Annotated in this window: 26 protein-coding genes and 1 riboswitch; of the genes, 11 read left to right on the top strand and 15 right to left on the bottom strand. The window is 74.9% G+C overall.

The window, feature by feature from the left end; genetic code table 11:
* Positions 1-83: 83 nt before the first annotated feature.
* The 6 genes from ACFVHV_RS29415 to ACFVHV_RS29390 all read left to right on the top strand — a co-directional run bounded on the left by ACFVHV_RS29415 (position 84) and on the right by ACFVHV_RS29390 (position 7,065).
* On the top strand, positions 84-884 hold the full coding sequence (locus tag ACFVHV_RS29415; protein ID WP_359897932.1) for a VOC family protein: 801 nt from the start codon (positions 84-86) through the stop codon (positions 882-884).
* Positions 885-988: 104 nt separating this feature from the next.
* Positions 989-1,738 carry an HAD family hydrolase gene (locus tag ACFVHV_RS29410; protein ID WP_380354894.1) on the top strand — a complete coding sequence of 250 codons (750 nt, stop codon included), beginning with the start codon at positions 989-991 and terminating at the stop codon, positions 1,736-1,738.
* A 150-nt stretch (positions 1,739-1,888) separates the two neighbouring features.
* Complete coding sequence (locus ACFVHV_RS29405; RefSeq protein WP_359897930.1) at positions 1,889-4,294, top strand: glycosyl hydrolase family 65 protein; 2,406 nt, start codon at positions 1,889-1,891, stop codon at positions 4,292-4,294.
* Between the two features lie 118 nt (positions 4,295-4,412).
* A complete protein-coding gene (locus ACFVHV_RS29400; protein WP_380354903.1) occupies positions 4,413-6,125 on the top strand; it encodes a pyruvate dehydrogenase in 1,713 nt (570 codons plus the stop codon).
* A gap of 83 nt (positions 6,126-6,208) precedes the next feature.
* On the top strand, positions 6,209-6,844 hold the full coding sequence (locus ACFVHV_RS29395) for an XRE family transcriptional regulator (protein WP_359897928.1): 636 nt from the start codon (positions 6,209-6,211) through the stop codon (positions 6,842-6,844).
* Positions 6,845-6,876: 32 nt separating this feature from the next.
* Positions 6,877-7,065 (top strand): DUF6126 family protein, encoded by a 189-nt coding sequence (locus ACFVHV_RS29390; RefSeq protein WP_359897927.1) that lies wholly within the window; start codon positions 6,877-6,879, stop codon positions 7,063-7,065.
* 136 nt (positions 7,066-7,201) lie between these two features.
* Here the strand turns inward: ACFVHV_RS29390 and ACFVHV_RS29385 are convergent, their stop codons facing one another.
* A complete protein-coding gene (locus tag ACFVHV_RS29385) occupies positions 7,202-8,644 on the bottom strand; it encodes a PLP-dependent aminotransferase family protein (protein ID WP_380354890.1) in 1,443 nt (480 codons plus the stop codon).
* 236 nt (positions 8,645-8,880) lie between these two features.
* Between ACFVHV_RS29385 and ACFVHV_RS29380 the strand changes: the two genes are divergently transcribed.
* A complete protein-coding gene (locus ACFVHV_RS29380; RefSeq protein ID WP_380354900.1) occupies positions 8,881-9,756 on the top strand; it encodes a sigma-70 family RNA polymerase sigma factor in 876 nt (291 codons plus the stop codon).
* A gap of 45 nt (positions 9,757-9,801) precedes the next feature.
* On the opposite strand, the gene ACFVHV_RS29375 is transcribed toward ACFVHV_RS29380, so the two are convergent.
* Complete coding sequence (locus tag ACFVHV_RS29375) at positions 9,802-10,566, bottom strand: glucose 1-dehydrogenase (RefSeq protein WP_359897925.1); 765 nt, start codon at positions 10,564-10,566, stop codon at positions 9,802-9,804.
* Positions 10,567-10,635: 69 nt separating this feature from the next.
* Here ACFVHV_RS29375 and ACFVHV_RS29370 point away from each other — a divergent pair, with 69 nt between their 5' ends.
* Complete coding sequence (locus ACFVHV_RS29370; protein WP_359897923.1) at positions 10,636-11,346, top strand: alpha/beta hydrolase; 711 nt, start codon at positions 10,636-10,638, stop codon at positions 11,344-11,346.
* Here the strand turns inward: ACFVHV_RS29370 and ACFVHV_RS29365 are convergent.
* From ACFVHV_RS29365 to ACFVHV_RS29355, 3 genes are all read right to left on the bottom strand, one after another.
* Positions 11,331-12,254 carry an undecaprenyl-diphosphate phosphatase gene (locus ACFVHV_RS29365; RefSeq protein WP_380354887.1) on the bottom strand — a complete coding sequence of 308 codons (924 nt, stop codon included), beginning with the start codon at positions 12,252-12,254 and terminating at the stop codon, positions 11,331-11,333. The two genes, ACFVHV_RS29370 and ACFVHV_RS29365, sit on opposite strands and share 16 nt — an antisense overlap.
* Before the next feature lie 98 nt (positions 12,255-12,352).
* Positions 12,353-12,571: a hypothetical protein gene (locus ACFVHV_RS29360; protein WP_380354884.1), complete on the bottom strand. Its 219-nt coding sequence runs from the start codon at positions 12,569-12,571 to the stop codon at positions 12,353-12,355.
* A gap of 120 nt (positions 12,572-12,691) precedes the next feature.
* Positions 12,692-13,474, bottom strand: coding sequence for an NRDE family protein (locus tag ACFVHV_RS29355; protein WP_380354882.1), 783 nt, complete (start codon positions 13,472-13,474; stop codon positions 12,692-12,694).
* Positions 13,475-13,662: 188 nt separating this feature from the next.
* On the opposite strand from ACFVHV_RS29355, the gene ACFVHV_RS29350 reads away from it, so the two are divergent.
* Entirely contained in the window at positions 13,663-14,163 is a 501-nt protein-coding gene (locus ACFVHV_RS29350; RefSeq protein ID WP_380354880.1) for a carboxymuconolactone decarboxylase family protein, read from the top strand.
* On the top strand, positions 14,160-14,984 hold the full coding sequence (locus ACFVHV_RS29345) for an isocitrate lyase/phosphoenolpyruvate mutase family protein (protein ID WP_380354877.1): 825 nt from the start codon (positions 14,160-14,162) through the stop codon (positions 14,982-14,984). Before ACFVHV_RS29350 ends, ACFVHV_RS29345 begins: the two co-directional genes overlap by 4 nt.
* Positions 14,985-15,160: 176 nt before the next feature.
* Here ACFVHV_RS29345 and ACFVHV_RS29340 read toward each other — a convergent pair whose 3' ends face one another.
* The 10 genes from ACFVHV_RS29340 to ACFVHV_RS29295 form a co-directional block, all read right to left on the bottom strand.
* Positions 15,161-15,421, bottom strand: coding sequence for a hypothetical protein (locus tag ACFVHV_RS29340; protein WP_359897917.1), 261 nt, complete (start codon positions 15,419-15,421; stop codon positions 15,161-15,163).
* 43 nt (positions 15,422-15,464) lie between these two features.
* Entirely contained in the window at positions 15,465-16,700 is a 1,236-nt protein-coding gene (locus ACFVHV_RS29335; RefSeq protein ID WP_359897916.1) for a cytochrome P450, read from the bottom strand.
* 1,309 nt (positions 16,701-18,009) lie between these two features.
* Complete coding sequence (locus ACFVHV_RS29330; protein WP_380354874.1) at positions 18,010-18,663, bottom strand: ATP/GTP-binding protein; 654 nt, start codon at positions 18,661-18,663, stop codon at positions 18,010-18,012.
* The gene (locus ACFVHV_RS29325) at positions 18,641-18,988 is read right to left on the bottom strand and encodes a DUF742 domain-containing protein (RefSeq protein ID WP_359897915.1); all 348 of its coding nucleotides are present in this window, start codon (positions 18,986-18,988) and stop codon (positions 18,641-18,643) included. The genes ACFVHV_RS29330 and ACFVHV_RS29325 overlap by 23 nt, the downstream gene beginning before the upstream one ends.
* A complete protein-coding gene (locus ACFVHV_RS29320) occupies positions 18,985-19,398 on the bottom strand; it encodes a roadblock/LC7 domain-containing protein (RefSeq protein WP_359897914.1) in 414 nt (137 codons plus the stop codon). Before ACFVHV_RS29320 ends, ACFVHV_RS29325 begins: the two co-directional genes overlap by 4 nt.
* Positions 19,382-20,647: an ATP-binding protein gene (locus ACFVHV_RS29315; RefSeq protein ID WP_359898088.1), complete on the bottom strand. Its 1,266-nt coding sequence runs from the start codon at positions 20,645-20,647 to the stop codon at positions 19,382-19,384. The genes ACFVHV_RS29320 and ACFVHV_RS29315 overlap by 17 nt, the downstream gene beginning before the upstream one ends.
* A gap of 232 nt (positions 20,648-20,879) precedes the next feature.
* A complete protein-coding gene (locus ACFVHV_RS29310; protein ID WP_359897912.1) occupies positions 20,880-23,099 on the bottom strand; it encodes a SpoIIE family protein phosphatase in 2,220 nt (739 codons plus the stop codon).
* A gap of 125 nt (positions 23,100-23,224) precedes the next feature.
* A complete protein-coding gene (locus ACFVHV_RS29305; RefSeq protein ID WP_359897910.1) occupies positions 23,225-23,791 on the bottom strand; it encodes a WHG domain-containing protein in 567 nt (188 codons plus the stop codon).
* Positions 23,792-23,871: 80 nt separating this feature from the next.
* The gene (locus ACFVHV_RS29300) at positions 23,872-24,699 is read right to left on the bottom strand and encodes an alpha/beta fold hydrolase (protein WP_380354869.1); all 828 of its coding nucleotides are present in this window, start codon (positions 24,697-24,699) and stop codon (positions 23,872-23,874) included.
* 141 nt (positions 24,700-24,840) lie between these two features.
* Positions 24,841-25,131: a YiaA/YiaB family inner membrane protein gene (locus ACFVHV_RS29295; protein ID WP_359897908.1), complete on the bottom strand. Its 291-nt coding sequence runs from the start codon at positions 25,129-25,131 to the stop codon at positions 24,841-24,843.
* 209 nt (positions 25,132-25,340) lie between these two features.
* Positions 25,341-25,499: riboswitch (cyclic di-AMP (ydaO/yuaA leader) on the top strand.
* A 12-nt stretch (positions 25,500-25,511) separates the two neighbouring features.
* On the opposite strand from ACFVHV_RS29295, the gene ACFVHV_RS29290 reads away from it, so the two are divergent.
* Positions 25,512-26,360: a M23 family metallopeptidase gene (locus ACFVHV_RS29290; RefSeq protein WP_359897907.1), complete on the top strand. Its 849-nt coding sequence runs from the start codon at positions 25,512-25,514 to the stop codon at positions 26,358-26,360.
* Positions 26,361-26,366 lie beyond the last annotated feature (6 nt).

The following is a 26,366-nucleotide window of genomic DNA, read 5'->3' as shown; positions in this document are numbered from 1 at the left end:
ACCCCAGCCCGGCCCGGCCCGGACGACGGCCCGACCGTCCCGACCACCACAGCCGGCCACCACCGCCTCCGGGAGGCCCAGCAATGCCCGTAGTCACCGATCCGTACACGCCCGGCACCCCGTGCTGGGTCGACCTGATGGCGAGCGACCAGCAGGCCGCGCTCGACTTCTACCGCGACCTGTTCGGCTGGCAGGGCGAGGTCGGCCCGGCCGAATTCGGCGGCTACGCCGTGTGCCTGCTCAACGGCCGGCCGGTCGCCGGGATCATGGCGCAGATGGCGCCCGAGGGGCAGCCGGTGCCGCCCGTCGCCTGGACCACCTACCTCGCCTCGGACGACGCCGACGCGGCCCGGACCTCCATCACGGAGGCCGGCGGCACCGTCCTGTACGACCCGATGGACGTCGGCACGATCGGGCGGATGCTGGTCGCCGCCGACCCGACCGGCGCGGTGTTCGGGGTCTGGCAGGCGATGGACTTCATCGGCGCCGGCGTGGTCAACGAGCCCGGCGCGCTGGTCTGGAACGAGCTCAACACCGCCGACACCGGGACGGCCGGCAGCTTCTACCAGCCGGCCCTCGGGCTGCGCCCGGCCACCATCCAGGGCATGGACGGCTACTTCTCGCTCAACGTCGGCGACCGCACGGTGGGCGGCATGCAGGCGATCCCCGGCTACCTGGCGCCCGGCACGCCCTCGCACTGGATGACCTACTTCTCGGTGGACAGCGCCGACTCCACGGTGGACGCCCTGGTCAAGGCCGGCGGCTCGGTGATCCAGCCGGCCTTCGACATGCAGTCCGGCCGGATGGCGGTGGTCCAGGACCCGCAGGGCGCGGTCTTCGCGGTCGTCGAGCCGCCCGAGGCGCAGATGCCCGACTCGCCGTAACCCCGTCCGGTCCCGTCCCGGCCGGGCCTCCGGAAGCCGCCCTTCCCGCGACGCGCCGCCGGGAAATGGGCGGCTTCCCCCCGTTCCCGGGTAAGACTGCACCCATGCTGGGGCTACCGGACGACATCCGTGCTTTCCTCTTCGACCTCGACGGGGTGCTCACCCAGACCGCGAAGGTGCACGCCGCGGCCTGGAAGGACACCTTCGACGCCTTCCTGCGCGCCGAAGCCGCCCGCACCGGCGGGCAGTTCGTCCCCTTCGACGCCGTCACCGACTACGACACCTACGTGGACGGGCGCCCGCGCCTGGACGGCACCCGCGCGTTCCTGCTCGGCCGGGGCATCGAACTGCCCGAGGGCACCCCGGAGGACCCGCCCAACTCCCGTACCGTGCAAGGGATCAGCCGGGCCAAGAACGACACCGTGCTGCGGCTGATCCGTGAGCGGGGCGTCCAGCCGTACCAGGGTTCGGTGGACTACGTGCACCGGCTGCGCGCGGCCGGGCTGCCCAGCGCCGTGGTCTCCTCCAGCGCCAACTGCCGCGACGTGCTGCGGGCGGCCGGGATCGAGGAGCTGTTCGAGGTGATCGTGGACGGCAACGTCGCCAAGGCCGAGGGCCTGCCCGGCAAGCCCGCCCCCGACACCTACCTGTACGCCGCCCGCGTCCTCGGCGTCGAACCCGCCCGCGCCGCGGTCTTCGAGGACGCGCTCGCCGGGGTCGCCTCCGGCCGGGCCGGCGGCTTCGGCGCGGTGGTCGGGGTGGACCGCACCGGCCAGGCCGCCGAACTGCGCCGGGACGGCGCGACCGTGGTGGTCCAGGACCTCTCCGAGCTCCTGGGGGAGGGGGGAGCGTGAGCGGGCGCAGCGAGCGAATCATCGAGAGGCGCGTGCGGGCGAATGCCCCTGCCGAGCGCGGCGAGGTGGGTGCATGAGCGAGCGCAGCGAGCGAATCATGGAAAGGTGCGTGTGGGCGAATGCCTCTGCCGAGCGCAGCGAGGTGGGTGCATGAGTCCCGGGGACAACTTCGCGATCGACCCCTGGCAGATCACCGAACAGGGCCTCGACCTGGCCTCGATGGCCCGCGCCGAGTCCGTCTTCGCGCTGTCCAACGGGCACATCGGCCTGCGCGCCAACCTGGACGAGGGCGAGCCGCACGGCCTGCCCGGCACCTACCTCAACGGTGTCTTCGAACTGCGCCCGCTGCCGTACGGCGAGGGCGGCTACGGCTACCCGGAGTCCAGCCAGAGCGTCATCAACGTGACCAACGGCAAGATCATCCGGCTGCTGGTGGACGACGAGCCCTTCGATCTGCGCTACGGCGAACTCGTCAGCCACAAGCGCTGGTTGGACTTCCGCGAGGGCCTGCTGCACCGCGAGGCCGAGTGGACCTCCCCGGCCGGGCGGACGATCAAGGTGCGCTCCTCCCGGCTGGTCTCGCTCACCCAGCGCGCGATCGCCGCCGTCGAGTACAGCGTCGAGGCGGTGGACGGCCCGGTGCGGATCGTGCTCCAGTCCGAGCTGGTCGCCAACGAGCAGCTGCCCGGCGGCCCCGAGGGCGACCCGCGGGCCGCCGCCGTGATGGAGGCGCCGCTGCAGCCCGAGGCGCACCACGCCAGCGCCACCAAGGCCGTCCTGGTGCACCGCACCCGCTACAGCGGCATCCGGGTCGCGGCCGGGATGGACCACATCATCGAGGGCCCGGAGAAGTCCGACACCGTCGCCGAGTCCGAGGCCGACCACTGCCGGATCAGCGCCACCACCGTGCTCAAGGCCGGCCAGCGGCTGCGGCTGACCAAGTTCATCGCCTACGGCTGGTCCGGCACCCGCTCGCTGCCCGCCGTCCGGGACCAGGTGGAGGCCGCGCTGACCGCCGCCCGCTACACCGGCTGGGACGGGCTGGTCGCCGAACAGGCCGCGTTCCTCAAGGAGTTCTGGGAGACCAGCGACATCGCGATCGAGGGCGACGTCGAGCTCCAGCAGGCCGTCCGGTTCGCCGTCTTCCACGTCCTGCAGGCGGGCGCCCGCAGCGAGGAGCGGGCCATCCCCGCCAAGGGCCTGACCGGGCCCGGCTACGACGGGCACAGCTTCTGGGACACCGAGACCTTCGTCCTGCCGGTGCTCACCTACTGCCTGCCCGCCGCCGTCAACCAGGCCCTGCGCTGGCGGCACACCACCCTGCCGCTGGCCCGCGAGCGGGCCGTCCAACTCGGCCTGTCCGGCGCGGTGTTCCCGTGGCGGACGATCCGCGGCGAGGAGTGCTCCGGGTACTGGCCGGCCGGTACCGCGGCCTTCCACATCGGCGCCGACATCGCCGCCGCCGTCGCCCGCTACGTCCGGGCCACCGGCGACGCCGAGTTCGAGCGCGAGTACGGGCTCGAACTGCTCGTCGAGACCGCCCGGATGTGGCGCTCGCTCGGCCACCACGACGTGTCCGGGAAGTTCCGCATCGAGGGCGTCACCGGCCCCGACGAGTACAGCGCCGTCGCGGACAACAACGTCTTCACCAACCTGATGGCGCAGAGCAACCTGCGGGCCGCCGCCGAGGCCGCCGTCCGCCACCCGCACGAGGCCTCGCTGCTCGGCGTGGACACCGAGGAGACCGCCGCCTGGCGCGACGCGGCCGCCGCGATGTACATCCCGTACGACGAGGACCTCGGCGTCCACCCGCAGGCCGACGGCTTCACCCACCACCAGGTCTGGGACTTCGAGCGGACCCCGCCGGAGAAGTACCCGCTGCTGCTGCACTTCCCGTACTTCGACCTGTACCGCAAGCAGGTGGTCAAGCAGGCCGACCTGGTGCTCGCCATGCAGGTCCGCGGCGACGCCTTCACCGACGAGCAGAAGGCCCGCAACTTCGCCTACTACGAGCGGCTGACCGTCCGGGACTCCTCGCTCTCCGCCTGCACCCAGGCGGTCATCGCCGCCGAGGTCGGCCAGCTCGACCTCGCCTACGACTACACGGCCGAGGCGGCGCTGATGGACCTGCACGACCTCGGCGGCAACACCCGGGACGGCCTGCACATGGCCTCGCTCGCCGGGGCCTGCATCGCCCTGGTGGCCGGCTTCGGCGGGCTGCGCGACCACAGCGAGACGCTCTCGTTCCGGCCGCGGCTGCCGTCCGGGCTGATGCGGCTGAGCTTCTCGCTGCTGGTGCGCGGGCACCTGCTCGGCGTCGAGATCACCCATGAGCGCACGACGTACACGCTGCGCCGCGGCAAGGTCCTCCACCTGCGGCACGACGGTGAGGCGGTGCGGGTCGAGTCCGGTTCCCCGGTCACCCTGGCGACCACCGTCCCGCCCGCGCAGGAGCGGGTCGCCCAGCCCCCGGGCCGCGAACCCGGCCGCCGCCAGCCCCAGGCCGGCCTCGCGGCCGGCAAGCTCGGTCAGCAGGACCACCTGGCGGCCGAGTAGCCCGTACCCCGCTCACTCCTTCGGCCCGCCCCGGCTGCGCCCGCCACCTCCCCGGCGGAGGGTGCAGGTGTCCCGTGGCGACCGAAGGAGCACAGCCGTGGTGAGCGTGGCCGAACAGATGGTGGAAGTGCTCCGGCAGGCCGGGGTGGAACGGGTCTACGGCGTCGTCGGCGACAGCCTCAACCCCGTGGTGGACGCGATCCGCCGGGCCGACGGCATCAGCTGGGTGCACGTGCGCAACGAGGAGGCCGGCGCCTTCGCGGCCGCCGCCGAGGCCGAACTCTCCGGCCGGCTCGCGGTCTGCGCCGGGTCCTGCGGCCCCGGCAACACCCACCTGATCCAGGGCCTGTACGACGCCCAGCGCAGCGGCCTGCCCGTGCTCGCGCTCGCCTCCCACATCCCGTCCGGGCAGATCGGCACCGGCTTCTTCCAGGAGACCCACCCCGAGCGGGTGTTCACCGACTGCAGCAACTGGTGCGAGATGCTCTCCACCCCGGCCCAGCTGCCCCGCCTGCTGCGGGTCGCCGTCCAGCACGCGCTCGGCTCGCACGGCGTCTCGGTGCTCGCCTTCCCCGGGGACGTCGCCGCGCTGACCGCCGCCGCACCCACCGGCACCAGCCACTTCCTCACCGAGGAGGCCGTCGCCGCGCCGCCCTGGTCCCAGGTGCAGGAGCTGGCCCGGCTGCTCAACGCGGCCCGCAAGGTGGTCCTGTTCTGCGGTGCCGGGGTGCGCGCGGCGCACGCCGAGGTGATGGCGGCCGCGCAGGCCCTGAACGCGCCGATCGGCCACTCCCTGCGCGGCAAGGAATGGATCCAGTTCGACAACCCGTACGACGTCGGCATGAGCGGACTGCTCGGCTACGGCGCCTGCCACGAGGCGCTGCACTCCGCCGACCTGGTGCTGCTGCTCGGCACCGACTTCCCGTACGACTCCTTCCTGCCGCAGGCGCACACCGTCCAGGTCGACCACGACGCCACCCGGCTCGGCCGCCGCACCCCGCTCGACCTGGCCGTCCACGGCGACGTGGCCGCCACCCTGCGGGCCGTGCTGCCGCTGCTGGACGCCACCCGGGACCGCGCCTTCCTGGACCGGATGCTGCGCAAGCACTGCCGGGCGCTGGAGGACGTGATCGGCGCGTACACCCGGGACATCGAGAAGCACCTGCCGATCCACCCCGAGTACGTCGCCTCGGTGCTGGACGAGGTGGCCGCCGAGGACGCGGTGTTCACCGTGGACACCGGCATGAACAACGTCTGGGCCGCCCGCTACCTCCGGCCCAACGGCCGCCGCCGGGTGATCGGCTCCTTCCTGCACGGCTCGATGGCCAACGCCCTCCCGCACGCGATCGGCGCCCAGCTCGCCTGCCCGGGGCGGCAGGTGGTCGCGATGGCGGGCGACGGCGGGATCGGCATGCTGCTCGGCGAGCTGCTCACGGTGGCCAAGCACAGGCTGCCGGTGAAGACGGTGGTCTTCAACAACGGCGCACTGGGCATGATCAAGCTGGAGATGCTGGTCTCCGGCTACCCGGAGTCCGAGATCGACAACGGGGACGTGGACTACGCCGGGATCGCCCGGGCGATGGGCATCCAGGCCAAGCGGGTCACCGAGCCGGCCCGGGTCCGGGAGGTGCTGGCGGAGGCGCTGGAGCGGCCGGGTCCGGCCCTGGTGGACGTGGTCACCGACCCCAACGCGCTGTCCGTCCCGCCGCACATCACCGCCGCCCAGCTGAAGGGCTTCGCCCTGGCGGCGGGCCGGACGGTGCTCTCGGGCGGCGTCGGGCGCATGATCGACCTGGCCCGGAGCAATCTGCGGAACATCCCGCGGCCGTGAACGCCGGGGGCGGGACCCTCCGGGGCGCTTGCCTCTGAGGCAAATTTCTTGCCCCTGCGGCACGTCGGGTGTCCACTGGACACATGACCAGCAGCTCCACCGGTGCCGCCACGACCGGCGAACAGCTCGACGACCAGGAGGTCGCCGGCCTCGCCGCCCGCCTCCGTGAGCACCGGCTCAGCAGTCGCCTCACGCTGGAGGTGGCCGCCGGGCGGGTCGGACTCTCCCCAGCCTATCTGTCCCGACTGGAGACCGGCCGACGGCAGCCCTCGCTGCCCGTCCTGCTCGGCCTCGCCCGCGCGTACGGGACCTCGGTCTCCGGCCTGCTCGGCGAGACCCTCGCCGAGCCGGACCCGATCGTCCGCGGCGGCGCCATCGAACCCGGCCGGGCCGGCGGCTGGGGCTACCGGCGGGCCGGCGCCCCCGGCCGCGCCATGCAGGCCCTGCGGGTGCACGTCCCGCCGGGCGTGCAGGACTCGGTGGTCCGGGTCCACCCGGGCGAGGAGTGGCTGTACGTCCTGAAGGGCGCGCTCCGGGTCACCCTCGGCGACCGCGTCCACCAGCTCGGGGTGGGCGATTCCGCCCACTACGACTCGCTCACGCCGCACTGCATCGCCGCGGAGTCGGACAGCGGCGTCGAACTGCTCTTCGTCCACACCCTGCTGCAGAGCCCCGGCGGCGAACTCTGCCTCGGCGGCGGCCCCGCCGCCGTTCACTGACCAGCCGTCAGAACACCCCGGAGGAGATCACCATGGCCGATCCCACCACCACCGCCACCCCGGCCGGTGCCGCCGACACCGCCGCGGGTCCGAAGACCATGGACGCCGGCAAGTGGGCCAACAAGCGCGTCTACCACCGCCTGGTGATCTACACGGCCGGCATCCACATCTTCGCCGGCTTCATCATCCTCCTGTTCGAACTGGGCAGCCGCAACAAGTAGTTCGAACCCCTGACCGTCCGCCCGTCCCCACCCCCGAGGGAGGCGGGCGGACCACCTCCCCGAACCGGCCCCGCCGGCCGACCCCGGCGGCGGGGCCCGGCTTCACCGGCCCGGCCCGGCCTACCGCCCGCCCCGCTCACGCCCCGCGCAGCAACTCGCACAGGGCCCGGACGGCTCCGGCGAAGGCGTGCTCCGGCGGGGTGGCGTAGCCGATGACCAGGGCGGGCGGGGCTTCGGCGGTGGCCGGGGCGACGCGGTGCCGGGTGAGACCGCCGAGGGAGAGGCCGGCCTGCTGGGCACGGGCGACGAGTTCGGCCTCCGGGGTGGAGCCGGGCGGCAGCTGGAGCACGGCGTGCAGGCCGGCCGCGATGCCGGTGACCCGGACGTGCGGGGCGTGTGCGGCGAGCGCCGAGACCAGGTGGTCGCGCCGGCGCCGGTAGTGCAGGCGGCAGCGCCGCACGTGGCGGTCGTAGGTGCCGGAGGTGATCAGTTCCGCCAGCGTCAGCTGGTCCAGCACCGGGGACATCGTGTCGGCCAGCGACTTGAGCCGGGCGACCGGCTCGACCAGCGCGTCCGGCAGGGCCAGCCAGGCCAGCCGCAGGCCCGGTGCGAGGCTCTTGGCGGCCGTTCCGGCGTACACCACCCGCTCCGGGTCCAGCGCCTGCATGGCGCCGAGCGGCTGCCGGTCGTAGCGGAACTCGCCGTCGTAGTCGTCCTCGACGACGTACCGGTCGTGCTCCCGCGCCCACCGCACCGCCGCCGCCCGCCGGTCGGCGGAGAGCGCCGCGCCGGTGGGGTACTGGTGGGCCGGGGTGAGCAGGACGGCGCCCGCCCGGCTGTCGAGCCGGTCCACCAGTGCGCCGTCCGCGTCCAGCGGCACCGGGGCGGTGGCGAGCCCGGCGGCCCGGGCGACCGCGTGCTGCGGCGGCAGCCCGTACTCCTCGACGGCCAGAGCGCGGGCGCCGCGTTCCCGCAGGGCGGCGCAGAGCAGGCCGAGGCCCTGGGTGACGCCGGTGCAGACGAGCAGGTGGTCGGGGTCGGTGCGGACGCCGCGGACCCGGGCCAGGTAGTGGGTGAGCGCCTGCCGCAGTTCGATCCGGCCGAGTGGGCTGCCGTAGTCGAGGGCCTCGTGCGGTGCGGTGGCGAGGGCGCGGCGGGCGGCGGCGAGCCAGGCGGTGCGGGGGAAGAGCGAGAGGTCGGGCCGTCCGGACATCAGGTCGTACCGGGCGGTCGGGCGCCCCGGCGACGGTCGGGGGGCCGGCCGCCGGCCCTGGGGCGGCTCCGGCGCGGCCCGTCGGGCGACGGTGGTTCCGGAGCCCTGCCGGGAGCTGAGCCAGCCTTCCGCGGTGAGCTGGCCGTACGCCTCGACCACGGTGTTGCGGGCGATCCCGAGGTCCTCGCCGAGCGCCCGGGAGGACGGCAGCCGGGTGCCGGGGGCGAGCCGCCCGTCCTGGACGGCCTCGCGCAGCGCGTCCTCCAGGGCGGCCCGCAGTCCGGCGCCGGCGGCCCGCCGCTCGGTGAGGTCCAGGTGCAGGTCGCCGCCGAAGGTGGTCCAGGAGGTGGTCCGGGAGGTGCTCACGAGCCCCATTCTCGCGCGGCGGGGCGGCGGGGTGCCGGGGGCCACCAGGTGGTGCCGGCGGGCTCCTCGATGGTGGTGGTGGTGCGGGTGGTGGTCATGGTGTCCTCCCGGTCGGTTAGCGTCCGTCACTGGACCGACGGATCCCGATGCGAGGATGTGACAGGGTGAGCGAGGAAAACCCCCCGGCCGAACCCGCCGAGCCGGCCGAACCCGCCGAACCGGCCGAGCCCGCCGAACTGGCCGAACTGGCCCGGCGTTTCGAGGCGGAGCGCCCCCAACTGCGGGCGGTGGCCTACCGGATGCTCGGGTCGATCGCCGAGGCCGAGGACGCCGTCCAGGAGGCCTGGCTGAAGCTGGGCCGCAGTGACGCGGGCGGGGTGCGCAACCTCGGGGCCTGGCTCACCACGGTCGTCGGCCGGGTCTGCCTGGACCAGTTGCGCTCCCGCGCCTCCCGCCGGGAGGACCCGATGCCCGAGCAGGAGGACCGGGTGCGGCTGCCGGACCCGGTGGTCGGCGGGCTGTCGGCGCTGGACCCGGTGCACGAGGTCCTGGTCGCGGACTCGGTCGGGATCGCGCTGATGGTGGTGCTGGAGACGCTCTCCCCGGCGGAGCGGGTGGCCTTCGTGCTGCACGACATGTTCGAGGTGCCCTTCGACGGGATCGCCGAGGTGCTGGGCCGCACCTCCGCCTCCACCCGGCAGCTGGCCAGCCGCGCCCGCCGCCGGGTCCAGGGCGCGACCCCTGCCGCGGACTCCGACAACGCCCGCAAGCGCACGGTGGTGGAGGCCTTCCTGAGCGCCGCCCGGGGCGGCGACTTCGACGCCCTGCTGACCGTGCTCGACCCGGACGTGGTGGCCCGGTCGGACGGCGGCACGCTGGTCCCGAGCGCGCTGCGCCGCGGTGCGGCGGACGTCGCCTCGCAGGCGATCACGTTCGCCCGCTTCGCCGCCGAGGGCCGGATCGTGCTGGTCAACGGCTCGCCCGGGGTGGTGTCCTTCGCCGAGGGCCGTCCGCTGTCGGTCATGTCGTTCACCGTCCACGGGGGCCGCATCACCGCGCTGGACATCCTCACCGATCCCGTCCGCCTGGCCGCCCTGGGCCTCACGGCGTGACCGGTCGGGCCGCCCGGCCGGCTGCCGGGTGGCCCGGGCCGGGGATCAGGCCAGTCCGCCCGCGGCCCGGAGGTTCTGCCCGGTGAGCCAGCGCCCTTCGGGCCCGGCCAGGAAGGCGACGACGTCGGCGATGTCCTCGGGCCGGCCGAGGCGGCGCAGCGGGGTGAGGCCGGCCACGCGGTCGAGGGCCTCGGGCGGGTTGGTGCCGCGCAGCAGGTCGGTGTCGGTGGCGCCGGGCGAGACGGTGTTGACGGTGATCCCGCGCGGACCCAGTTCGACGGCGGCCACGGCGGTGAGCTGCTCGACGGCGCCCTTGCTGGCGGCGTACGCGGCGATGCCGGGGACGGGCCGGACGGTGTTCACCGTCGAGATGTTGACGATCCGTCCGCCGTCGCGCATCCGGCGGGCGGCGTAGCGGACGGTGGTGAAGGCGGCGCGGGTGTTGACCGTGAACACGGTGTCGAGGTCCGCGTCGTCCAGCTCGGCCAGCGGGGTCGGGGTGAAGGAGCCGGCGGCGTTGTTCACCAGGACGTCCAGTCCGCCGAGCCGCTCCTCGGCCTCGGCCATCAGCCGCTCGGCGGCACCGGCCTCGCCGAGGTCGGCCCGCAGCGCCCAGGCGCGGCCGCCCTCGGCCTCCACGGCGCGGACCACTTCGGCGGCGGCCCGCTCGTCGTGGGCGTAGCCGAGGACGACCTGCGCGCCGTCGCGGGCCAGCCGCCGGACGACGGCCCGCCCGATGCCCCGCGAGCCGCCCGTGACGACCGCCGTCTTCCCCGTGAGCGGGGCCGGCCCGCCCTGTTCCTCAACCACGTTTCCTCCACGTCCTGTTCGCCGTCGTTTCCCGGGCCACTGTCGCACGCGCGCGCTACGGTGCCGCCCATGGCGAACTTTGTACTGGTGGCGGGCGCCTGGCTCGGGGCGTGGGCGTGGGACGAGGTGGCGGCGCAGCTGCGCGAGGCCGGTCACGGGGCGTTCCCGCTGACCCTCTCCGGGCTCGCGGAGAAGCACGGTGCGCCGGCCGGGCAGCAGGCGCACGTGGCGGACGTCGTCGCCGAGGTGGAGCGGCTGGACCTGCACGAGGTGGTGCTGGTCGGGCACAGCTACTCGGGCATTCCGGTGGGCCAGGCCGCCGAGCGGATCGGCGGACGGCTGGCCGGGCTGGTCCTGGTGGACGCCAACGTGCCGGTGGCGGGGGAGTCCTTCGCGGACCGGATGCCGGAGCCGGCCGCGCTGCGGGCGGACCTCGCGGCGCACGGGGGCTGGTGGCCGCCGCTGCCGCCGGCCGAGTTCGCCGAGCAGGGGCTGACGGTCGGGCAGATCGCCCGGATCGTCGCGGGGGCGACTGCGCACCCGGGCCTCTCGCTGACCGAACCCGCCGTCCTGCGGGGCCCGTTGAGCGCGCTCCCGACGGTGTACGTGAAGTGCCTGCTGGACTGGCCGGAGCCGCCGCCGGTGGTCGCCGGGCTGGTCGCGGACGGCCACTGGCGGCTGGTGGAGCTGGACACCGGGCACTGGCCGATGTTCTCCCGGCCGGCCGAGCTCGCGCAGGTCCTGGCCGGGGCGGTCCGGACGGCTCAGAGCGACAGGTAGACCGCGCTGCCGGCGCCGGCCAGGAAGCAGTAGATCGCGAACGGCGTCAGGCTGCGGGTCTCGAAGTACCTGGTGAGGAAGCGCACCGAGACGTACCCGGCCACGAAGGCGGCGAGGCTGCCCGCGAGGACCGGGCCGAGCACGCCGGAGTTCTCCGGCTTGAACAGCTCCGGCACCTTCAGCACCGAGGCGGCCAGGATGACCGGGGTGGCGAGCAGGAAGGAGAACCGGGCCGCGTCCTCGTGGTGCAGTCCGCGCAGGATGCCGGCGCTCATGGTGACGCCGGAGCGGCTGATGCCGGGGAACAGCGCGAGGATCTGCGCGGCGCCGATCCAGGCGCCCTGCCCGTAGCCGAGCCGGGTCAGCCGGTGGTCGGAGGCGATCGCCGGGTCCGTGCCCGGCTCGTCGTCGTCGGCGGCGGTGACGCGTCCGGCCCGGCGGCGGCCGGTGCCGCCGCGCTTGAGCCGCTCGGCGCCGAGCAGTACGAGGCCGTTGAGGGCGAGGAAGACCGCGGCCGGGACGGGCTTGCCGAGCGCGTTGCGCAGGGCCTTCTCCAGCACCAGGCCGGCCACGCCGACCGGGATGGTGGAGAGGACGAGCAGCCAGGCGAGCCGCTCGTTGCGGGTCTCCACCCGGCGGTGCCGGATCGAGCCGAACAGCCCGTCGACCACCCGGACCCAGTCCTTGCGGAAGTAGACCACCAGCGCGAGCGCGGTGGCCAGGTGCAGGGCGACCAGGGCGGCGAGGTACGAGGAGCCCTCGGCGGTCATGTCGAGGTCGTGCTGGATCCTTCCGCCGACCAGGGCGGGCAGCAGGATGCTGTGGCCGAGGCTGGAGACCGGGAAGAGTTCCGTCACGCCCTGGAGCAGGCCGACGCCTATCGCTTCCGGGTAGGTCAGGGTCGACATCGCGCACCTTCGCTCGGGGGTCGGTGGCCGCCCGGATCCGGGGCCGTCGCGAAGCTACTACGGGCATGTAGACGTTCGCCAACCCCGCCGTCGGAAGTTCACCGACCGTACGGCTGCGCGACACCGGGGCCGAAATGACCGATCAGCGCCGCCGCCACGGAGGCCAGGACGGTGGCGGACGGGACGGTCCGGTGCGCGGCGTCGCCGAACAGCACGAGGGCGGTCACCGCGGCCGGTGTGCCCGCCAGCGGCAGGGCGACGGTCAGCGCGGCGAGCAGCCGGGGGCGGGGGCGGGGCGAGGGGTCCGGGTGGGTCACGGCGGTCTCCTTCGGGCTCGACCCGCGCCACGATGCCGCCTCCCGCAGCGTCAGGTGCAAGTCCTTTTCCGCCGCCGCCGACGTGGGGCCGGCTGCCGTCGGCCCTCCGTCAGCCTGCCGTCAGGCCGCCGCCACCCGCCGCCACCCCGGCCCGCCCGCGGCCACCGGCGCGGGCGCGAAGTCGTAGCGCAGCAGGTCCGGTCCGAGTGCGAGCAGCGAGATCGAGGAGGAGCCCCAGATCCGTCCGTCGCCGAAGTCCCGCCGCTGGACCAGCGCGGCGTCCGCGTCCGGGGCGAGCCCGTCCCCGGCGACGATCGGCAGCCACCCGCCCCAGGCCGCCTCGGCCGGTCCGTCGGCGGTCGGCCCGGGCCGGGGCACGGCGGTGAAGCGGGACCGGAAGTGGGCGGCCCGCGCGGCCATCAGGGCGCGGATCCGCTCGGAGGCGGTCCGGCCGGCCGCCAGGCCCTCCAGCCCGTCGTTGAGCACCACGCTCAGGCCGGACGGCAGTTCGCTCTCCTCCAGCCGCCCGCCGCCCCAGCTGAACACCCGGGCGCCGTCGGCGCGGGCCAGGACGAGGTGGAACGGGTCGTACGGGGTGAGGTCGAGGTGGCCGATCCCGCTCTCCCGGAGGGCGGTGAGCGGCAGCCGGCCGCGGGTGCGCCGGGCGTCGGCGGGGGCGAGCGGGCCGAAGCCGTTCAGCAGGCAGGCGGCGGTGCGCCGGCCGGGGTCGACGGCCAGCCAGGTGCCGCCGGCCGCGAGGTCCAGTCCGCCGAGCAGTTCCGGACGGTCCGGCCAGTGGTGGTCGGGCGGCAGCCAGGCGCGGCCCAGGTACTCGTCCCGGACGGACAGCAGCAGCACCGGGACGGCCGCTCCGGGCTCGATGCTGACGAACGCCGTGCACACGACCGTGCCCCCTGACCTCGACCTTCGGCGACCTCCTGCCGACGATCCCCTGCCAGCGATCCTCGCACGGTCGTTCGTACGCCGGAAGCGCCCGGGAAGCGCCCGGGACGTGCCCCGGGAAGTGGCCCAAGGAACGGGTAGCCGAACGCACCAGGACGCCAGGCCACCGCGCTCCTAGGCTGGCGGCCATGACGACGAACGAGACGACGGCCGCGACGACCGGCACGGACGGGGCCCCGGTGCCCGCCCCCGAGCAGCGCCTGCTGATGCACAAGCTCGCCCCCGCCTACTACCAGGCGATGATCGCCGTGGACCGGGCCTCCCGGGAGGGCCTCGACCCGGTGATCGCCGAGCTGGTCAAGGTGCACGCCTCGATGATCAACGGCTGCGCCTTCTGCATCGACATGCACTCCACCGACGCCCGCAAGCACGGCGAGCAGGACCACCGCCTGGTCTCCCTCCCGGCCTGGCGCGAGACCCCGTGGTTCACCGCCCGCGAGCGCGCCGCCCTGGCCCTCACCGAGTCGGTCACCCTGCTGACCCGGGGCCACGTGCCGGACGCCGTGTACGCGGAGGCCGCCGAGCGGTTCGACGAGACCGAGCTGGCCCAGCTGATCGCGCTGATCGCCACCATCAACGCCTGGAACCGGATCGGCGTGTCCACCCGCATGAGCCCGGCCGCGAAGTGAGCGCCGCGGACCCCGCCGTCCGGCGGGAGAGGGCCCGGCTGCTGCGCGAGCTGCACCGCCCGGGCGAGCCGCTGGTGCTGGCGAACGCCTGGGACGTGCCGAGCGCCCGGCTGGTGGCCGCCGCCGGGGCGCGGGCGGTGGCGACGGCCAGCGCGAGCGTGTCCTGGTCGCTGGGTAGCGCGGACGGCGGCGGCGCCGACCCCGAGCAGGTGCTGGCCCGGACCGCCCAGGTGGTCCGCGCGGTCGACCTGCCGGTCACCGCGGATCTGGAGGGCGGCTACGCGGACACCGCCGCCGGCGTCGGCGGGATGGTCGCCGCGCTGATCGCCACCGGCGCCGTCGGGGTGAACCTGGAGGACGAGGGCCGTCCCCCGGAGGAGGCCGCCGAGCGGATCGCGGCCGCCCGGGCCGCGGCGGACGCGGCCGGCGTGCCGCTCTTCGTCAACGCCCGCACCGATGTCTTCCTGCACGGGATCGGCGCCCCGGAGGGCCGGTTGGACGACGCGGTGCACCGGCTGCGGGCGTACGTCGCGGCGGGCGCGGACGGGGTGTTCGTCCCCGGGGTGGCCGACCCGGAGACCATCGCGGCCCTGGTCGCGGCCGTCCCGGCGCCGCTGAACGTGCTGGCCGGTCCCGGCTCCCCGGCGGTCGCCGAACTCGCGAAGCTCGGCGTGGCCCGGATCAGCCTGGGTCCGGGCCTGGCCGAGGTGGCGTACGCGGCGGTCGGCCGGGCCGCCCGGGAGGTGTACGGGAGCGGCACGTTCGGCGCGTTCGCCGAAGGGCTGAGCTACCCGGAGCTCAACCGGCTGTCCGCGGGCTGAGCCCCGCGGCCCGGGTGCCGTGCGTCGGGTGCCGCGCGTCGGGTGCCGTGGGCGGCCGACCGTTCGGGGGTCGGCCGGCCGCCCACGGGCCGGTCGCCGGGCGGGTGCGCCACCGGGCCGTCCGGCCACCCGGCCACCGACCGCCCGGCCACCCGGTCACCCGATCGGCGGATCAATCAGTTGAGGACGTGCCCGCTGAGCCCCGGGTGGTCCAGCTGGTTGGTCCCGATCGCCTCGATCTCGTTGGCCGGCTTGCCGACCAGCGGGAGCGTGCCCACGGTCCTCAGGGCGAGGTCGGCGGGAGAGACTTCGAGCCCGTCGGTGAGCCCGCCGGTGACGTCCGGCGAGGAGGCGGTCTGGGTGGTGGCGGAGGCCGCCGGGGCGGCGAGGGCGAGGCCCGCCATGGTGAGGGCGGCCAGGGTGGCGAGTTTCTTCATGCCCTGGCGAACGACCCGGACCGCCCTCAGGTAACCGGCCGGCTCAGACCGTCACCCACAGGGTGCGCACGCTGTTGCTGACGAACGAGGCGATCGGCTCGTTCGTCCGCCCCTGCGCCGGGGCCAGCCCGGGGAAGCGGGTGAACAGGTGCCGCAGCGCCGTCTCGGCCTCCAGCCGGGCGAGCCCGGAGCCGAGGCAGAAGTGCGGGCCGTGGCCGAGCGACAGGTGCTTGGCGGGCTGCCGGGTGAGGTCGAAGCGGTCCGCGTCCGGGTGGTGCCCGGAGTCCCGCCCGGCCGCCGCGTACGAGGCCAGCAGCGCCTCGCCGCGCCGGATCACCACGTCGCCGACCGCGATGTCCTCGGACGCGTAGCGCAGCGGGAACTGCCCGACCGGGGAGTCGTAGCGCAGGGTCTCCTCGACCACCGCCGACCACGGCTGTTCCCCGTCCAGGACGAGCCGCAGCTGCTCCGGGTGCGCGAGCAGGGCGCGGACGGCGTTGGTGATCAGGTTGAGCGTGGTCTCGTGCCCGGCGACCAGCATCAGCAGCAGGGTGCCGACCAGCTCGGCCTCGCTGAGCCGCTGCCGGTCGAGCGGGTGGCCGGCCTCGCGGACGGCGATCAGGTCGCTGGTCAGGTCGTTGCCGGGCTCGGCCCGCTTGGCCGCCACCACCGAGGCCAGCAGCGCGTTCAGGCCCCGCTGCGCGGCCAGGGCCGCCGCCGGGGTGGCCGAGCTGGAGACCATGGTGTCGGAGAGCTCGTGCAGTTCGTCCTGCTGCTCCAGCGCGAGGCCGAGCAGTTCGCCGATCACCTGCATCGGCAGCGGGTAGGCGAAGTGCCGCCGCAGGTCGAACGGGCCCTCCAGCTTCGCGACCTCGTCGAGCAGCGCGATCGTCCGGGCCTCGACGGCGGGGGCCAGGTCGGCGATCCGGCGCGGGGTGAAGGCCTGCGAGACCAGCCCGCGCAGCCGCCGGTGGTCCTCGCCGTCGGCGGTGACCATGCCGGGTACGGCGATGAAGTTGAGCAGCGGCCAGCCCTCCGGCAGCCGCCCCTCCCGGAAGGTGTTCCAGAGCCGGGCGTCCTTGCCGACCCGGGGGTCGGCCAGCAGCGACTGGAGGGTGTCGTGGTGGGTTACCGCCCAGACCACCACCCCGCCAGGGAGTTCCACCAGGACCGCGGGGCCGGCCGCGCGGAGTCGGGCGTTCTCGGCGTGCTGGTCGCGGCCGAAGGGGTCGAGTCGGACGGGCTCGGCGCGGGTTCCGGCGTCGGTGGTGGTGTCCATGCGGGCCTCTCGGGAGCTGGCGGGCGGGGCGGGGTGAAGGCGCTGTAGAGCACCGGGAGGGCGGTCAGGGCCCGGGACCACGGGGACGGGCGCCAGGTCAGCTCTCCTGCCGGTACGGCCAGTTGGAGGTCGGGGAGGCGGTGCAGCAGGGTCTCGACGGCGGTCTCGACGATGATCCTGGCGGGGTGCTGGGCCGGGCAGACGTGCCGGCCCGCGCCCCACGCCAGGTGCGCCCGGTTGCCGCCGAGCGAGCCCTGGGCGGCGGCGGACACGCCCTGCGCGGCCGGGTCGGCGTTGGCCGCGGCCAGGCCGAGGACGAGCATGTCGCCGGCGCTGATGTACTGGCCGCCGAGCACGGTGTCGCCGGTGGCCCAGCGGCCGGGGAAGTTCTGCGTCGGCGGGTCGCGCCAGAGCACCTCCTCCAGCGCGTCGGAGACGGTCAGCCGCCCGCCGGTGAGGGTGGCCCGGAAGCGCCGGTCGGTGAGCAGCAGCCGCAGGGTGTTCCCGGTCCAGCAGATGGTGGTCTCGTTCCCGGCGACCATCATCACCACCAGGTGGTGCACCGCCTCCTCGTCGGTCAGCGCGGCCGGGTGGGCCAGCAGCCAGGAGGTGAGGTCGGCGCTGGGCGTGGCCCGGCGGCGCCGCACCAGGTCGACCAGGACCGCCTGGAACTCCTGGTTGGCGCGCACCGATTCGGCGCCGCTGTCGGCGATGTGGTTGATCAGCCGGATGAGGTGCGGGCCGGCGTCGGCGGGCAGGCCGAGCAGCTGGGTGAAGACCAGCAGCGGCAGCCGGCGCGCGTACTGGGCGACCAGGTCGGCGGTGCCGTCCGGGCCCCAGCCGTCGATCAGCCCGTTGGCGGCGGCCTCGGTGGTGCCGCGCAGCTGGCGGTGGTCAATCTGGGCGAGGGTGTCCGAGACGGCGCAGCGCAGCCGCTGGTGCTCGGCGCCGTCCAGGTTGAGCAGGGTGGGCCGCCAGGAGGTCATCGGCAGCAGCCGGGAGTCGGCCGCCAGCCGGCCCTCGGCGGGCACCCGCCAGCGGCGCGAGTCCTTGGAGAACAGCGCCTCGTTGCGGGTGAGTTCGAGCAGCTCGGCGTAGCCGAGGACGAGCCAGGCCTCGACCCCGGGCTCCAGCTCGATGGGGGCGACCGGCCCGTAGCGCTCGCGCAGCCGGGCGTACAGGCCGTGCGGGTCCTCGGCGACGGCCGGGCCGTACAGCGGGGTCAGCGGGACGCCCACCGGCAGCCCGCCGGGCAGGCCGGTGCCGTGGGCGACCGGGCACCCGGCGGCGCCGGGGGGTTCGGGGGTGGTCATCCCTGGAGCTCCAGGATCGAGCTGCGGTGCAGGTGGTCGACGAAGTCGATCAGCAGGTCGTAGGACTGCCGGCGGTCGCGTGCGTCGCAGTGCAGGATCGGCACCTCCGGCAGCAGGTCCAGCGCCGAGCGCAGCTCCTCCTCCGGGTAACCCGGCGTGTCCGGGAAGGTGTTGACCGCGACCGCGAACGGGATGCGCTGCTCCTCCAGCCGGCCGAGCACGTCGAAGCTCTCGTCGGGGCGGCGCAGGTCGACCATGGCGATGGCGCCGAGCGCGCCGCGCGACAGGTCGTCCCAGAGCGGCCAGAACCGCTGCTGCCCGGGCGTGCCGAACAGGTACAGCGCGAGCCGCGAGTTGAGCGTGATCCGGCCGAAGTCCAGCGCCACCGTGGTGGTGGTCTTGCCGGGGCGCCCGGTGAGGTCGTCGATGCCCGCGCTGGCGGCGGTCATGGTCTCCTCGGTGCGCAGCGGGGTGATCTCGCTCAGCGAGCCGACCAGGGTGGTCTTGCCCACCCCGAACGGACCGGTGACCAGGATCTTGACCGCGCCCTGCACCGAGGAGGGCAGGTACTGCGGTCCGTCGGCGGCACCGGCCGCGTCGGTTGCGTCCGGGGCGTCGGGGACGGCTTCAGCGGAGTTGGCGGAGGCCAACGAGCACCTCCTCCAGGAGGGTTGCGGGCAGGCGTTCGGCCTGCGGGACGGGCGGGAGCACCTGCACGGCGCCGAGGTCCCACAGGTCTCCGACCAGCACCTTGACGACGCCGAGCGGCAGCCCCAGGTGGGCCGCCACCTCGGCGATGGACAGCAGGCTGTGGCAGAGGTCGAGGATGCGCCGGTGCTCGCGGTTCAGCAGCGGGTGCTCGGGCAGGTCCGGCGGGTCGGGTAACGCGCTGACCAGGCTCTCCAGGGCCAGCTCGGCCCGGGTGGAGCGGCTGCGCCCACCGGTGATGACGTACGGCCGGACCGGGCCGCTCACCGGTGGCCCCCCGCCGCGTGGTCGACGCGCGGCGGGCTGGTGAGGTGGGTGCCGATCCGCTCGACCAGGACCTGCATCTGGTAGGCGACCAGGCCGGCGTCGACCGCCTCGCTCGTCACCACGGCCAGGTGCGCGCCGGCCCCGGCGGCGACGACGAAGAGGTAGCCGCCGCCGTACTCGATGATGATCTGGCGGGTGGCGCTGCCCGGCCCGCCGAAGCCCGTCGCGACGCCGCGGGCCAGCGACTGCAGTCCGGAGCAGGCGGCGGCGAGCCGTTCGGCGTCGTCGCGGGCGATGCCGGCGCTGCGGCCGATCTCCAGGCCGTCGTTGGAGACGACGACGGCGTGCTGGACCTGCGGGACGGCGATGATGTCGGCGAGCAGCCAGCCGAGATCAGGGGTGGTGGTCATGGAACTCTCCGGAGCGCTGGGGAAGTCGGGGGGAAGCGGGAAGGGAAGGGTCGGACTGGGCCTGGGCCCGGGCGGCGGTACGGCCGCTGGCCGTCCCGGCCTGGAACATCGCCATGAACGCCTGCGCGTCCCGGGCCGAGCGGTAGGGCGGCGCGGGCTGCGGTGGGGGAGCGGCGTGCTGGGCGGGGCGGCCCGTGCGGCCGCGCCGGTGGCTCCGGCGGGGCAGCGGGGGCGGGGTGTCGCCGGTGGCGGCGTGCCGGCCGGACGGCGGGGTCTCCAGCAGGGGGTGACCGACGGGGGAGGCCGGTCGGGGGCCGGGGTTGAACGCCCGGTCGTCCGGCCCGAGGCCGGGGACGGTGGGCGGCAGCGGCTCGGTGAGCAGCGCGTTGGGCAGCAGCAGCACCACGCGCACGCCGCCGTACGGCGAGGGCGCCGAGCTGAGCGTGACCCGGAAGCCGTACTGCTCGGCGAGCCGGCCGACCGCGGCCAGGCCCAGTTGCGGGACCTCGCCCAGCCGGGAGACCTCCAGGGTGCTGCCGCCGGCCAGCGCGGCCGCGGCCTTGACGACGGCCTGCTCCGGCATGCCGACGCCGCCGTCGTCGATCTCGATGACGGCGCCGTTGTGCACCGGCATCAGGGTGACGAACACCTGGGTGCTGGGCGGGGAGTAGCGGGTGGCGTTGTCCAGCAGTTCGGCGATCGCGTGGATCAGCGCCTCGGCGGCGGCGCCGACCACCGCGGTCTCGGTCCGGCTGCGCACCACCACGCGCTGGAACGGCAGGATGCGCGACTGGGCGCCGCGGACGACGTCCTCCAGGGGGACCGGTTCCGGCCAGTGCCGGCCGGCCCGCGCGCCGCACAGCACGGCCAGGGTCTGGGCCAGCCGGGCCTGTTGGGCGGCGGCGTGGTCGGCCTTGAGCAGGCCCTCCAGCAGGGCCGGGTCGTCGTGGGTGCGCTCCATCTCGTCCAGCAGCGCCTGCTGGTCGTGGGCCATCACCAGGATCCGGCGGGCGACGCTGAGGAAGGCCCGCTGGGTGGAGGCGGTGTGCTCCTGCTCCTGCTGGACCGCGGCGAGGTCCTCGCCGCGGCGGGAGAGTTCGGCGGCCAGTTGCTCCTGGAGGGCGGCGAGTTCGCCGTGCAGCCGGTCGGCGCGGCGGCGCTGGGTGACGGACACGGCGCGGTACCGCGCGGCGGCCACGAGGGCGAGGACGGCGAGTACGCCGGTTGCCGTTACGGACCACTGAGTCATCGTCACGCCGCGAATTCTAGGGTGATGATCCTACGAAGGTGTGAACGGATCTCGCCAAGTGACCGGATCTCGTCAATATCGAGTCAATTCGGCGCCAATCGGCACTCGTTCGACCCCGATCCCTGCGCCTGACGAGCCGGGGGAGCAGCCTGACCGGCACCGGTGGGAACGCCGGAATCGAGCCCGACGGCCGGATCGCGTTCCGCGATGTGTGGGGCCCGTGTGCACGGTGTTACGGAAGGGGCGTCGTCCGGTGCAGGAGCAGCAGCGCCACGTCGTCCGGCCGGGACCGCCGCTCGGTCACGTTCAGGGTGAGCAGATCGGCCAGCCGCTCCAGCGCCGGTGCCGGGCCGATCCGCCCCGGACCGGTCTGCCGCGCCCACAGTTCGAGCCCGCCGAGCATCCGCTGCACCGACTCGTCGTAGTCCTCCTCGCGGTCCTCGACCAGCCCGTCGGTGTACGCCAGCAGCGTCTCCCCGACCGCCAGCCGCTCCACCGCCAGCGGGTACGGCTGCTCCGGGTCCACCCCCAGCGGCGGCCCGCCCGGCAGCTCCAGCTCGACGGCCGCGGCGTCGGCGGTGATCCGCACCGGCGCCGGGTGCCCGGCCCGGGCGGCGGTCAGCGCGCCGTCGGCCGGATCCAGGGTCAGGTAGAGGCAGGTCGCGAACAGCTCGGTGTCCAGCTCGGCCAGCAGCCGGCTGGTGCGGGTCAGGGTGGCGGCCGGGTCGTGCCCGTCCGTCGCGTACGCCCGCAGCCCGCTGCGCAGTTGGCCCATCACCGCGGTGGCCTCGGCGTTGTGGCCCTGGACGTCGCCGATCACCAGCCCGATCCGGCCCTCCGGCAGCCGCAGCAGGTCGTACCAGTCGCCGCCGATCTGCATGCCCTCGGTGCTCGGCAGGTAGCGGGCGGCACTGGCGATCCCGGACAGCCGGGGCAGGGTGCGCGGGAGCATCGCCCGCTGCAGCTCGGAGGCCCGGTGGTGGTGGGTGTCGTACAGCCGGGCCCGCTCCAGGGACTGCGCCAGGATGCCGGCGAAGGCCGAGTACAGGGTCCGGTCCTCGCGGCTGAACACCCGCTCGGCGGCGAAGGTGATCAGGCAGGAGCCCACCTGCTGCCCGGAGGCGACCAGCGGCAGCACCGCCCAGGCGGCCGGGGCGAGCGGATCGCGCCGGGAACGGGCCGCCGAGGGCTCGCTGAACAGCGGGGCGGAACGGGCCAGCGACCGCTGCATCACGCCCTCGGACAGATCCGCCAGACGGGTGAGTTCGGTGCGGCGCGGGCCCCCGTACACGGTGTGCGAGACGGGCAGCAGCCGGCCCGCGTCCACCAGGTCCAGGACGATGCCGGCGGCGCCGAGCGCCGGACGGGCGACATCGGTGACGGCCGTGGTGACGTCCCGGACGGTCACCGCCCGGGACAGCGCCCGGGTGAGCGTCAGCAGCAGCGCCGTCCGGGCGGCGTCCGGGGAGTTCCGCTCCTCGGCCGGCGGCTGCTCCCGGTGCCCGGCCTCGGCCAGCAGCCCGGCGATCCGCACCGGCCGCCCGTGCACGTCCAGCATCACCTCGCCGGACTCCTCGACCCGGGCGGGCCGGCCGCCGGGCCGCAGCACCCGGTAGCCGATCCGGTAGCGGCCGCCGGTGGCCAGCGCCTCGGCGAGCGCGGCCTGCACGTCCGGCAGGTCCTCCGGGTGGACCAGCCGGTCCAGCTCGGGGGCGGCGCCGTCCGGGGCGGCCGGGCGGCCGGCCACCCGGAACGCCTCGGCGTCCCAGTAGCTCTCGCCGGTGACCAGGTCGCGCTCGAAGGCGCCGTGCCCGGCGGCCCGCACCGCCAGCGACAGCAGCGGGTGGGCCGGCCCGGCCGGGCGGCCGTCCGCCGCCCGCGGACCCTCGGGCAACCGGACGCCGTAGGGTGCGCGGGTGCCGTGCGGCAGATGGGCGTCGGCATGGTCCAGCAGGTGCGAGAGCCGGTGGGCGCAGGCCTCGGCGACGGTCTCCAGGACGTCCAGGTCGCGGCGCGGGACGGTGCCCCGGTGGGCCAGCGCGAGGGCGAGCACCCCGATCGGCCGCTCGTCCACGACCATCGGCAGGGCGATCACGGCGACCATCCCGGTGCCCAGTCCGGCGTTCGCGTTCGGGTAGTCGACGCTGGTGTGCTCGGGGCTGAGCAGGTACGGGCGCCGCAGCCGCAGGGCCATCGCGGCGGGCAGCTCCCCGGCCGGATCGACCACGCCGTAGCGCTCGTGCGCCCAGTCCGGCAGCCCGTGCGAGGCGGTCAGCCGGAGCATCCCGGCGGAGTCCAGCAGGTACAGCGCGGACCCCTCGCCGGTGATCCAGCTCGGGCCCTCGGCCAGTACGGTGCCGAGCAGCTCGGCGGCGCTGGTGCAGCCGAGCAGCAGGCGCACGCAGCGCATCGCACTGCGCGCGGTCGGACTGTCGGCGGGCTCCAGGGGCACTGACCCTTAATACCCCATTTCCCCAAGCGGTGAATGGTTCCTCAAGAGGTGAACGGGGACCGGGCCGTCGCACCGGCACCGGCACCGGCACCGGCACCGGAGAGGTGGCCGTCCGCGCCGGCCTCCTACGCGGGCCAGGCGCGGAGGCCGGTGGTGAGGGTGGCGATGAGGCGGTCGTGGGTGGTGGCGAGGTCCTCGGCCAGCCGGAAGCCGCCGGCGGTGGTGAGGGAGGCGAAGCCGTGGGCGAGGGAGCGGACGGTGCGGGCGGCGTGGATCGCCTCGGAACCTTCGAGGCCGTACTCCCGCAGGACGGCGATGATCACGCCGACGAGCCGGGCGCCCGCGCGGGCCAGGTCGTCGTCGGGCTGCGGGGCCTGGGGGAGGGCGTTGTAGCGGTGCGGGTGCGCGGTGGCGTACGCGTGGTAGGCACGCAGCACGGCGGCGACGGCGTCGTCCCCGCTGCGCCCGACGGCCGCCTCGGCCAGCCGGTCGGCCAGGTCCCCGGTGACCCGTACGGCGATCAGCAGCCGCAGTTCGGCGAGGCCGCCGCTGACGTGCTTGTACAGCGAGGGGGTGGCGACCCCGGCCCGGGCGGCGACGGAGGCCAGCGTGAGGGCCTCGGCGCCCTGCTCGTCGATGAGGGCGAGGGCGTGGTCGACGACCTGGTCGGGGGTCAGTCCTACGCGGGGCATGGGTTCGGGCTCTCCGTACGGATGACGTCGGGTGGATCGGGCGGGGTCGGGCAGGAACGGGCGGCGGGGCCGGGCGGGGCTCAGCCGAGCTCGGCGAGGAACGGCAGCAGGGCGTCGGCGGTGGCCGCCGGGTTGTCGGCCATCGGGTAGTGCCCGGACCCCTCGATCATCACCTTGCGCGCGCCGAGCGCGGCGGCCTGCCGGTCGGCGACGAGCTCCGGCTTCGGGAAGTCGGGGTCCTTGCTGCCCATGACCACCAGCGCCGGGCACCGCACCGCGGCCGTCCAGCCGACCGGCGCCGAGTCGCCGTGGACGTACCCGCGGGTGGCGGTCTTGCGCCCCGGGGTGCGCAGCGCGGCGACCAGTCCGTCCACGTACGCGTCGAAGTCGGCGGGCTTGGCGCCCGGGAAGGCCATCCGGCGCAGGTAGAAGCCCCAGGAGGCCGGCCAGTGGACGAGGGCGGCGCCCATCAGGCCCATGACGCCGCGCAGCAGGGCGCCCGGCGGCGGGTTCTCGACGAAGGCGTTGAGCAGGACGATCCCGGCGACCCGCTCGGGCGCGTCCCCGGCGGCCCTGACGACGGTCGCCCCGGTGTAGGAGTTCCCGGCGAGGACGGCGCGCTCGATGCCGAGGTGGTCGAGCAGGGCGAGGACGTCGCCGGCGATCGCGGCCGGGCCGTAGTCGTCCCACTCGACGGAGGACTCGCCGAAGCCCCGCAGGTCCACGGTGACGACGCGGTGGCCGGCGGCGACGAGCAGCGGGCGCAGGTGCCGGTAGGCGGCCCGGCTGTCGAGCATGCCCGGGAGCAGGACGACGGGGGTGCCGTCGCCCTGCCGGGTGTCGTCGAAGGCGATCCGGCCGCCGGGAACGGTCAGGTACTGGGTGCTCGGGGTGATGGTGCCGTTCATGGGGTCCTCCTCGGGCCGCCGGTGCGGGACATCGGCGTGCGGGCCGATAGCCATAAAGCTAAGGCTAATAGCCTTAGCCGTCAAGCGAACGGCCGGGTGAGGGGTGGAGCGGGAGGAGCGGGTGGAGAGAGGAAGGGGCGATCAGACTCCCTCCACCTTGAACGGGTCGTGCTCGCTGAGCAGCTTCTCCAGCCTGGCCTGGTCCACCCGGGTGACCATCTCGTTGGACTCCTGCCGGTCCCGGATCACCTTCGCCAGGGTGAACGCCGAGGTGACGGTGTAGAGGAGGCCGATCCCGAGGAAGGCCCTGGTCCATCCGCCGACCGGCAGGTAGGCGATCCCGACGGCGAGGGCGACGCCCGACAGGGCGAAGGAGAGGACGGCCTGGATGTGGTACGCGGCCGTGGTGCGGGTCTGCATCGATGTGCTCATGGCGCCAGGATGTGGCCGCCCGGCCGGGGCGCACATGAGTAGGAGTACTCAGATGGGGCCGTGCGCGAGGGGGGTGTTCGCCGGTGTCGTTCGTTGACGTCCGATCACTTTGCCCTAGGCTGCTCCGAACGGATGGCTTGGAATCAGAGCCTCCTAGGATTAACGTTTGATAACGCAGCGCGGTTGTCAACGCCGTACCCAGACGGCACCGTGCGCCGTCGCCTAATCCCGCCGACCCGCCTCCGGGCAGGTCAGGGAGCCGGGGAACCATGTTCCTTGGGGTGAATCGGCGGGGCTCCGGCCCAGCCGTAGGAGACCTTCCTGCTCCGAACCCGTCAGCTAACCCGGTAGGCGCGAAGGAAGGAAAGGAGCGCGCCTCCGTGGCGTCGACGCACACCCCGGCACACCCGGCCGGCTTCGCAGCCGGTACCCAGCTCCTCGACCACCCCGGCACGGACGGCCCCGAGGCCTTCGGCCCGGAGGACTTCCCCGCGGAGGTCGAGACCAACCGCCACCGGATGCCGCGTCAGACCCGCGGAGCCTCCCCACTGCTCGGCGTCACCGCCGTCGCCGCCACCCTGGGCGCCACCGGCTTCGCCTCGGCGACCCCGGCCGCCGCCCCCGCCGTCGAGGCCCCGGACGAGACCCCGGTCGCCCTCTCCGCCGACCCCGGCCTCGCGCTCGCCGCCCGCATCCAGCACCAGGCCGACAGCCAGCGCACCGCCGCCGAGGAGACCGCCCGGCTCCAGGCCGCGCAGGAGGCGGAGGCCAAGGCCGTCGCCAAGGAGGCCGAGGCCAAGCGCGCCGCCGAGGAGGCCGAGCGGGTCAAGGCCGCCGCCCTCACCCTCCCGGTGAAGGACTACCGGCTCTCCGCCCACTACGGCCAGAGCGCCCGCTACTGGGCCAACCTGCACACCGGCCTGGACTTCGCCGCCGACACCGGCACCCCGGTCTACGCGCTCGGCCAGGGCACCATCACCTCGGCCGGCTGGGCCGGCTCGTACGGCTACCGGATCGTCGAGACCCTGCCCGACGGCACCGAGATCTGGTACTGCCACCTCTCCTCGATCACCAAGGGCTCCGGCAAGGTCGCCCCCGGCCAGCAGATCGGCAAGGTCGGCGCGACCGGCAACGTCACCGGGCCGCACCTGCACATGGAGGTCCGCCCCGGCGGCGGCGCCCCGGTCGACCCGGAGCCCTGGCTCCAGCAGCGCGGCCTCAACCCCTGACCCGCG

Origin of the sequence: Kitasatospora sp. NPDC127116 (genome assembly GCF_042677365.1) — a bacterium.
Lineage (GTDB): Bacteria > Actinomycetota > Actinomycetes > Streptomycetales > Streptomycetaceae > Kitasatospora > Kitasatospora lactacystinica.
The sequence above is the reverse complement of the archived record's forward strand: the minus strand, read 5'-3'. Positions and strand labels throughout refer to the sequence as shown.

What these genes read in the sequence shown, in the direction of transcription:
- ACFVHV_RS29315 (WP_359898088.1), bottom strand. Translation starts at nt 20,647, where the DNA reads ATGACTCAGTGGTCCGTAACGGCAACCGGCGTACTCGCCGTCCTCGCC.
- ACFVHV_RS29300 (WP_380354869.1), bottom strand. Translation starts at nt 24,699, where the DNA reads ATGAACGGCACCATCACCCCGAGCACCCAGTACCTGACCGTTCCCGGC.
- ACFVHV_RS29400 (WP_380354903.1), top strand. Translation starts at nt 4,413, where the DNA reads ATGGTGGAAGTGCTCCGGCAGGCCGGGGTGGAACGGGTCTACGGCGTC.
- ACFVHV_RS29410 (WP_380354894.1), top strand. Translation starts at nt 989, where the DNA reads ATGCTGGGGCTACCGGACGACATCCGTGCTTTCCTCTTCGACCTCGAC.
- ACFVHV_RS29395 (WP_359897928.1), top strand. Translation starts at nt 6,209, where the DNA reads ATGACCAGCAGCTCCACCGGTGCCGCCACGACCGGCGAACAGCTCGAC.
- ACFVHV_RS29295 (WP_359897908.1), bottom strand. Translation starts at nt 25,131, where the DNA reads ATGAGCACATCGATGCAGACCCGCACCACGGCCGCGTACCACATCCAG.
- ACFVHV_RS29365 (WP_380354887.1), bottom strand. Translation starts at nt 12,254, where the DNA reads ATGTCGACCCTGACCTACCCGGAAGCGATAGGCGTCGGCCTGCTCCAG.
- ACFVHV_RS29340 (WP_359897917.1), bottom strand. Translation starts at nt 15,421, where the DNA reads ATGAAGAAACTCGCCACCCTGGCCGCCCTCACCATGGCGGGCCTCGCC.
- ACFVHV_RS29320 (WP_359897914.1), bottom strand. Translation starts at nt 19,398, where the DNA reads ATGACCACCACCCCTGATCTCGGCTGGCTGCTCGCCGACATCATCGCC.
- ACFVHV_RS29370 (WP_359897923.1), top strand. Translation starts at nt 10,636, where the DNA reads ATGGCGAACTTTGTACTGGTGGCGGGCGCCTGGCTCGGGGCGTGGGCG.
- ACFVHV_RS29305 (WP_359897910.1), bottom strand. Translation starts at nt 23,791, where the DNA reads ATGCCCCGCGTAGGACTGACCCCCGACCAGGTCGTCGACCACGCCCTC.
- ACFVHV_RS29415 (WP_359897932.1), top strand. Translation starts at nt 84, where the DNA reads ATGCCCGTAGTCACCGATCCGTACACGCCCGGCACCCCGTGCTGGGTC.
- ACFVHV_RS29335 (WP_359897916.1), bottom strand. Translation starts at nt 16,700, where the DNA reads ATGGACACCACCACCGACGCCGGAACCCGCGCCGAGCCCGTCCGACTC.
- ACFVHV_RS29405 (WP_359897930.1), top strand. Translation starts at nt 1,889, where the DNA reads ATGAGTCCCGGGGACAACTTCGCGATCGACCCCTGGCAGATCACCGAA.
- ACFVHV_RS29350 (WP_380354880.1), top strand. Translation starts at nt 13,663, where the DNA reads ATGACGACGAACGAGACGACGGCCGCGACGACCGGCACGGACGGGGCC.
- ACFVHV_RS29390 (WP_359897927.1), top strand. Translation starts at nt 6,877, where the DNA reads ATGGCCGATCCCACCACCACCGCCACCCCGGCCGGTGCCGCCGACACC.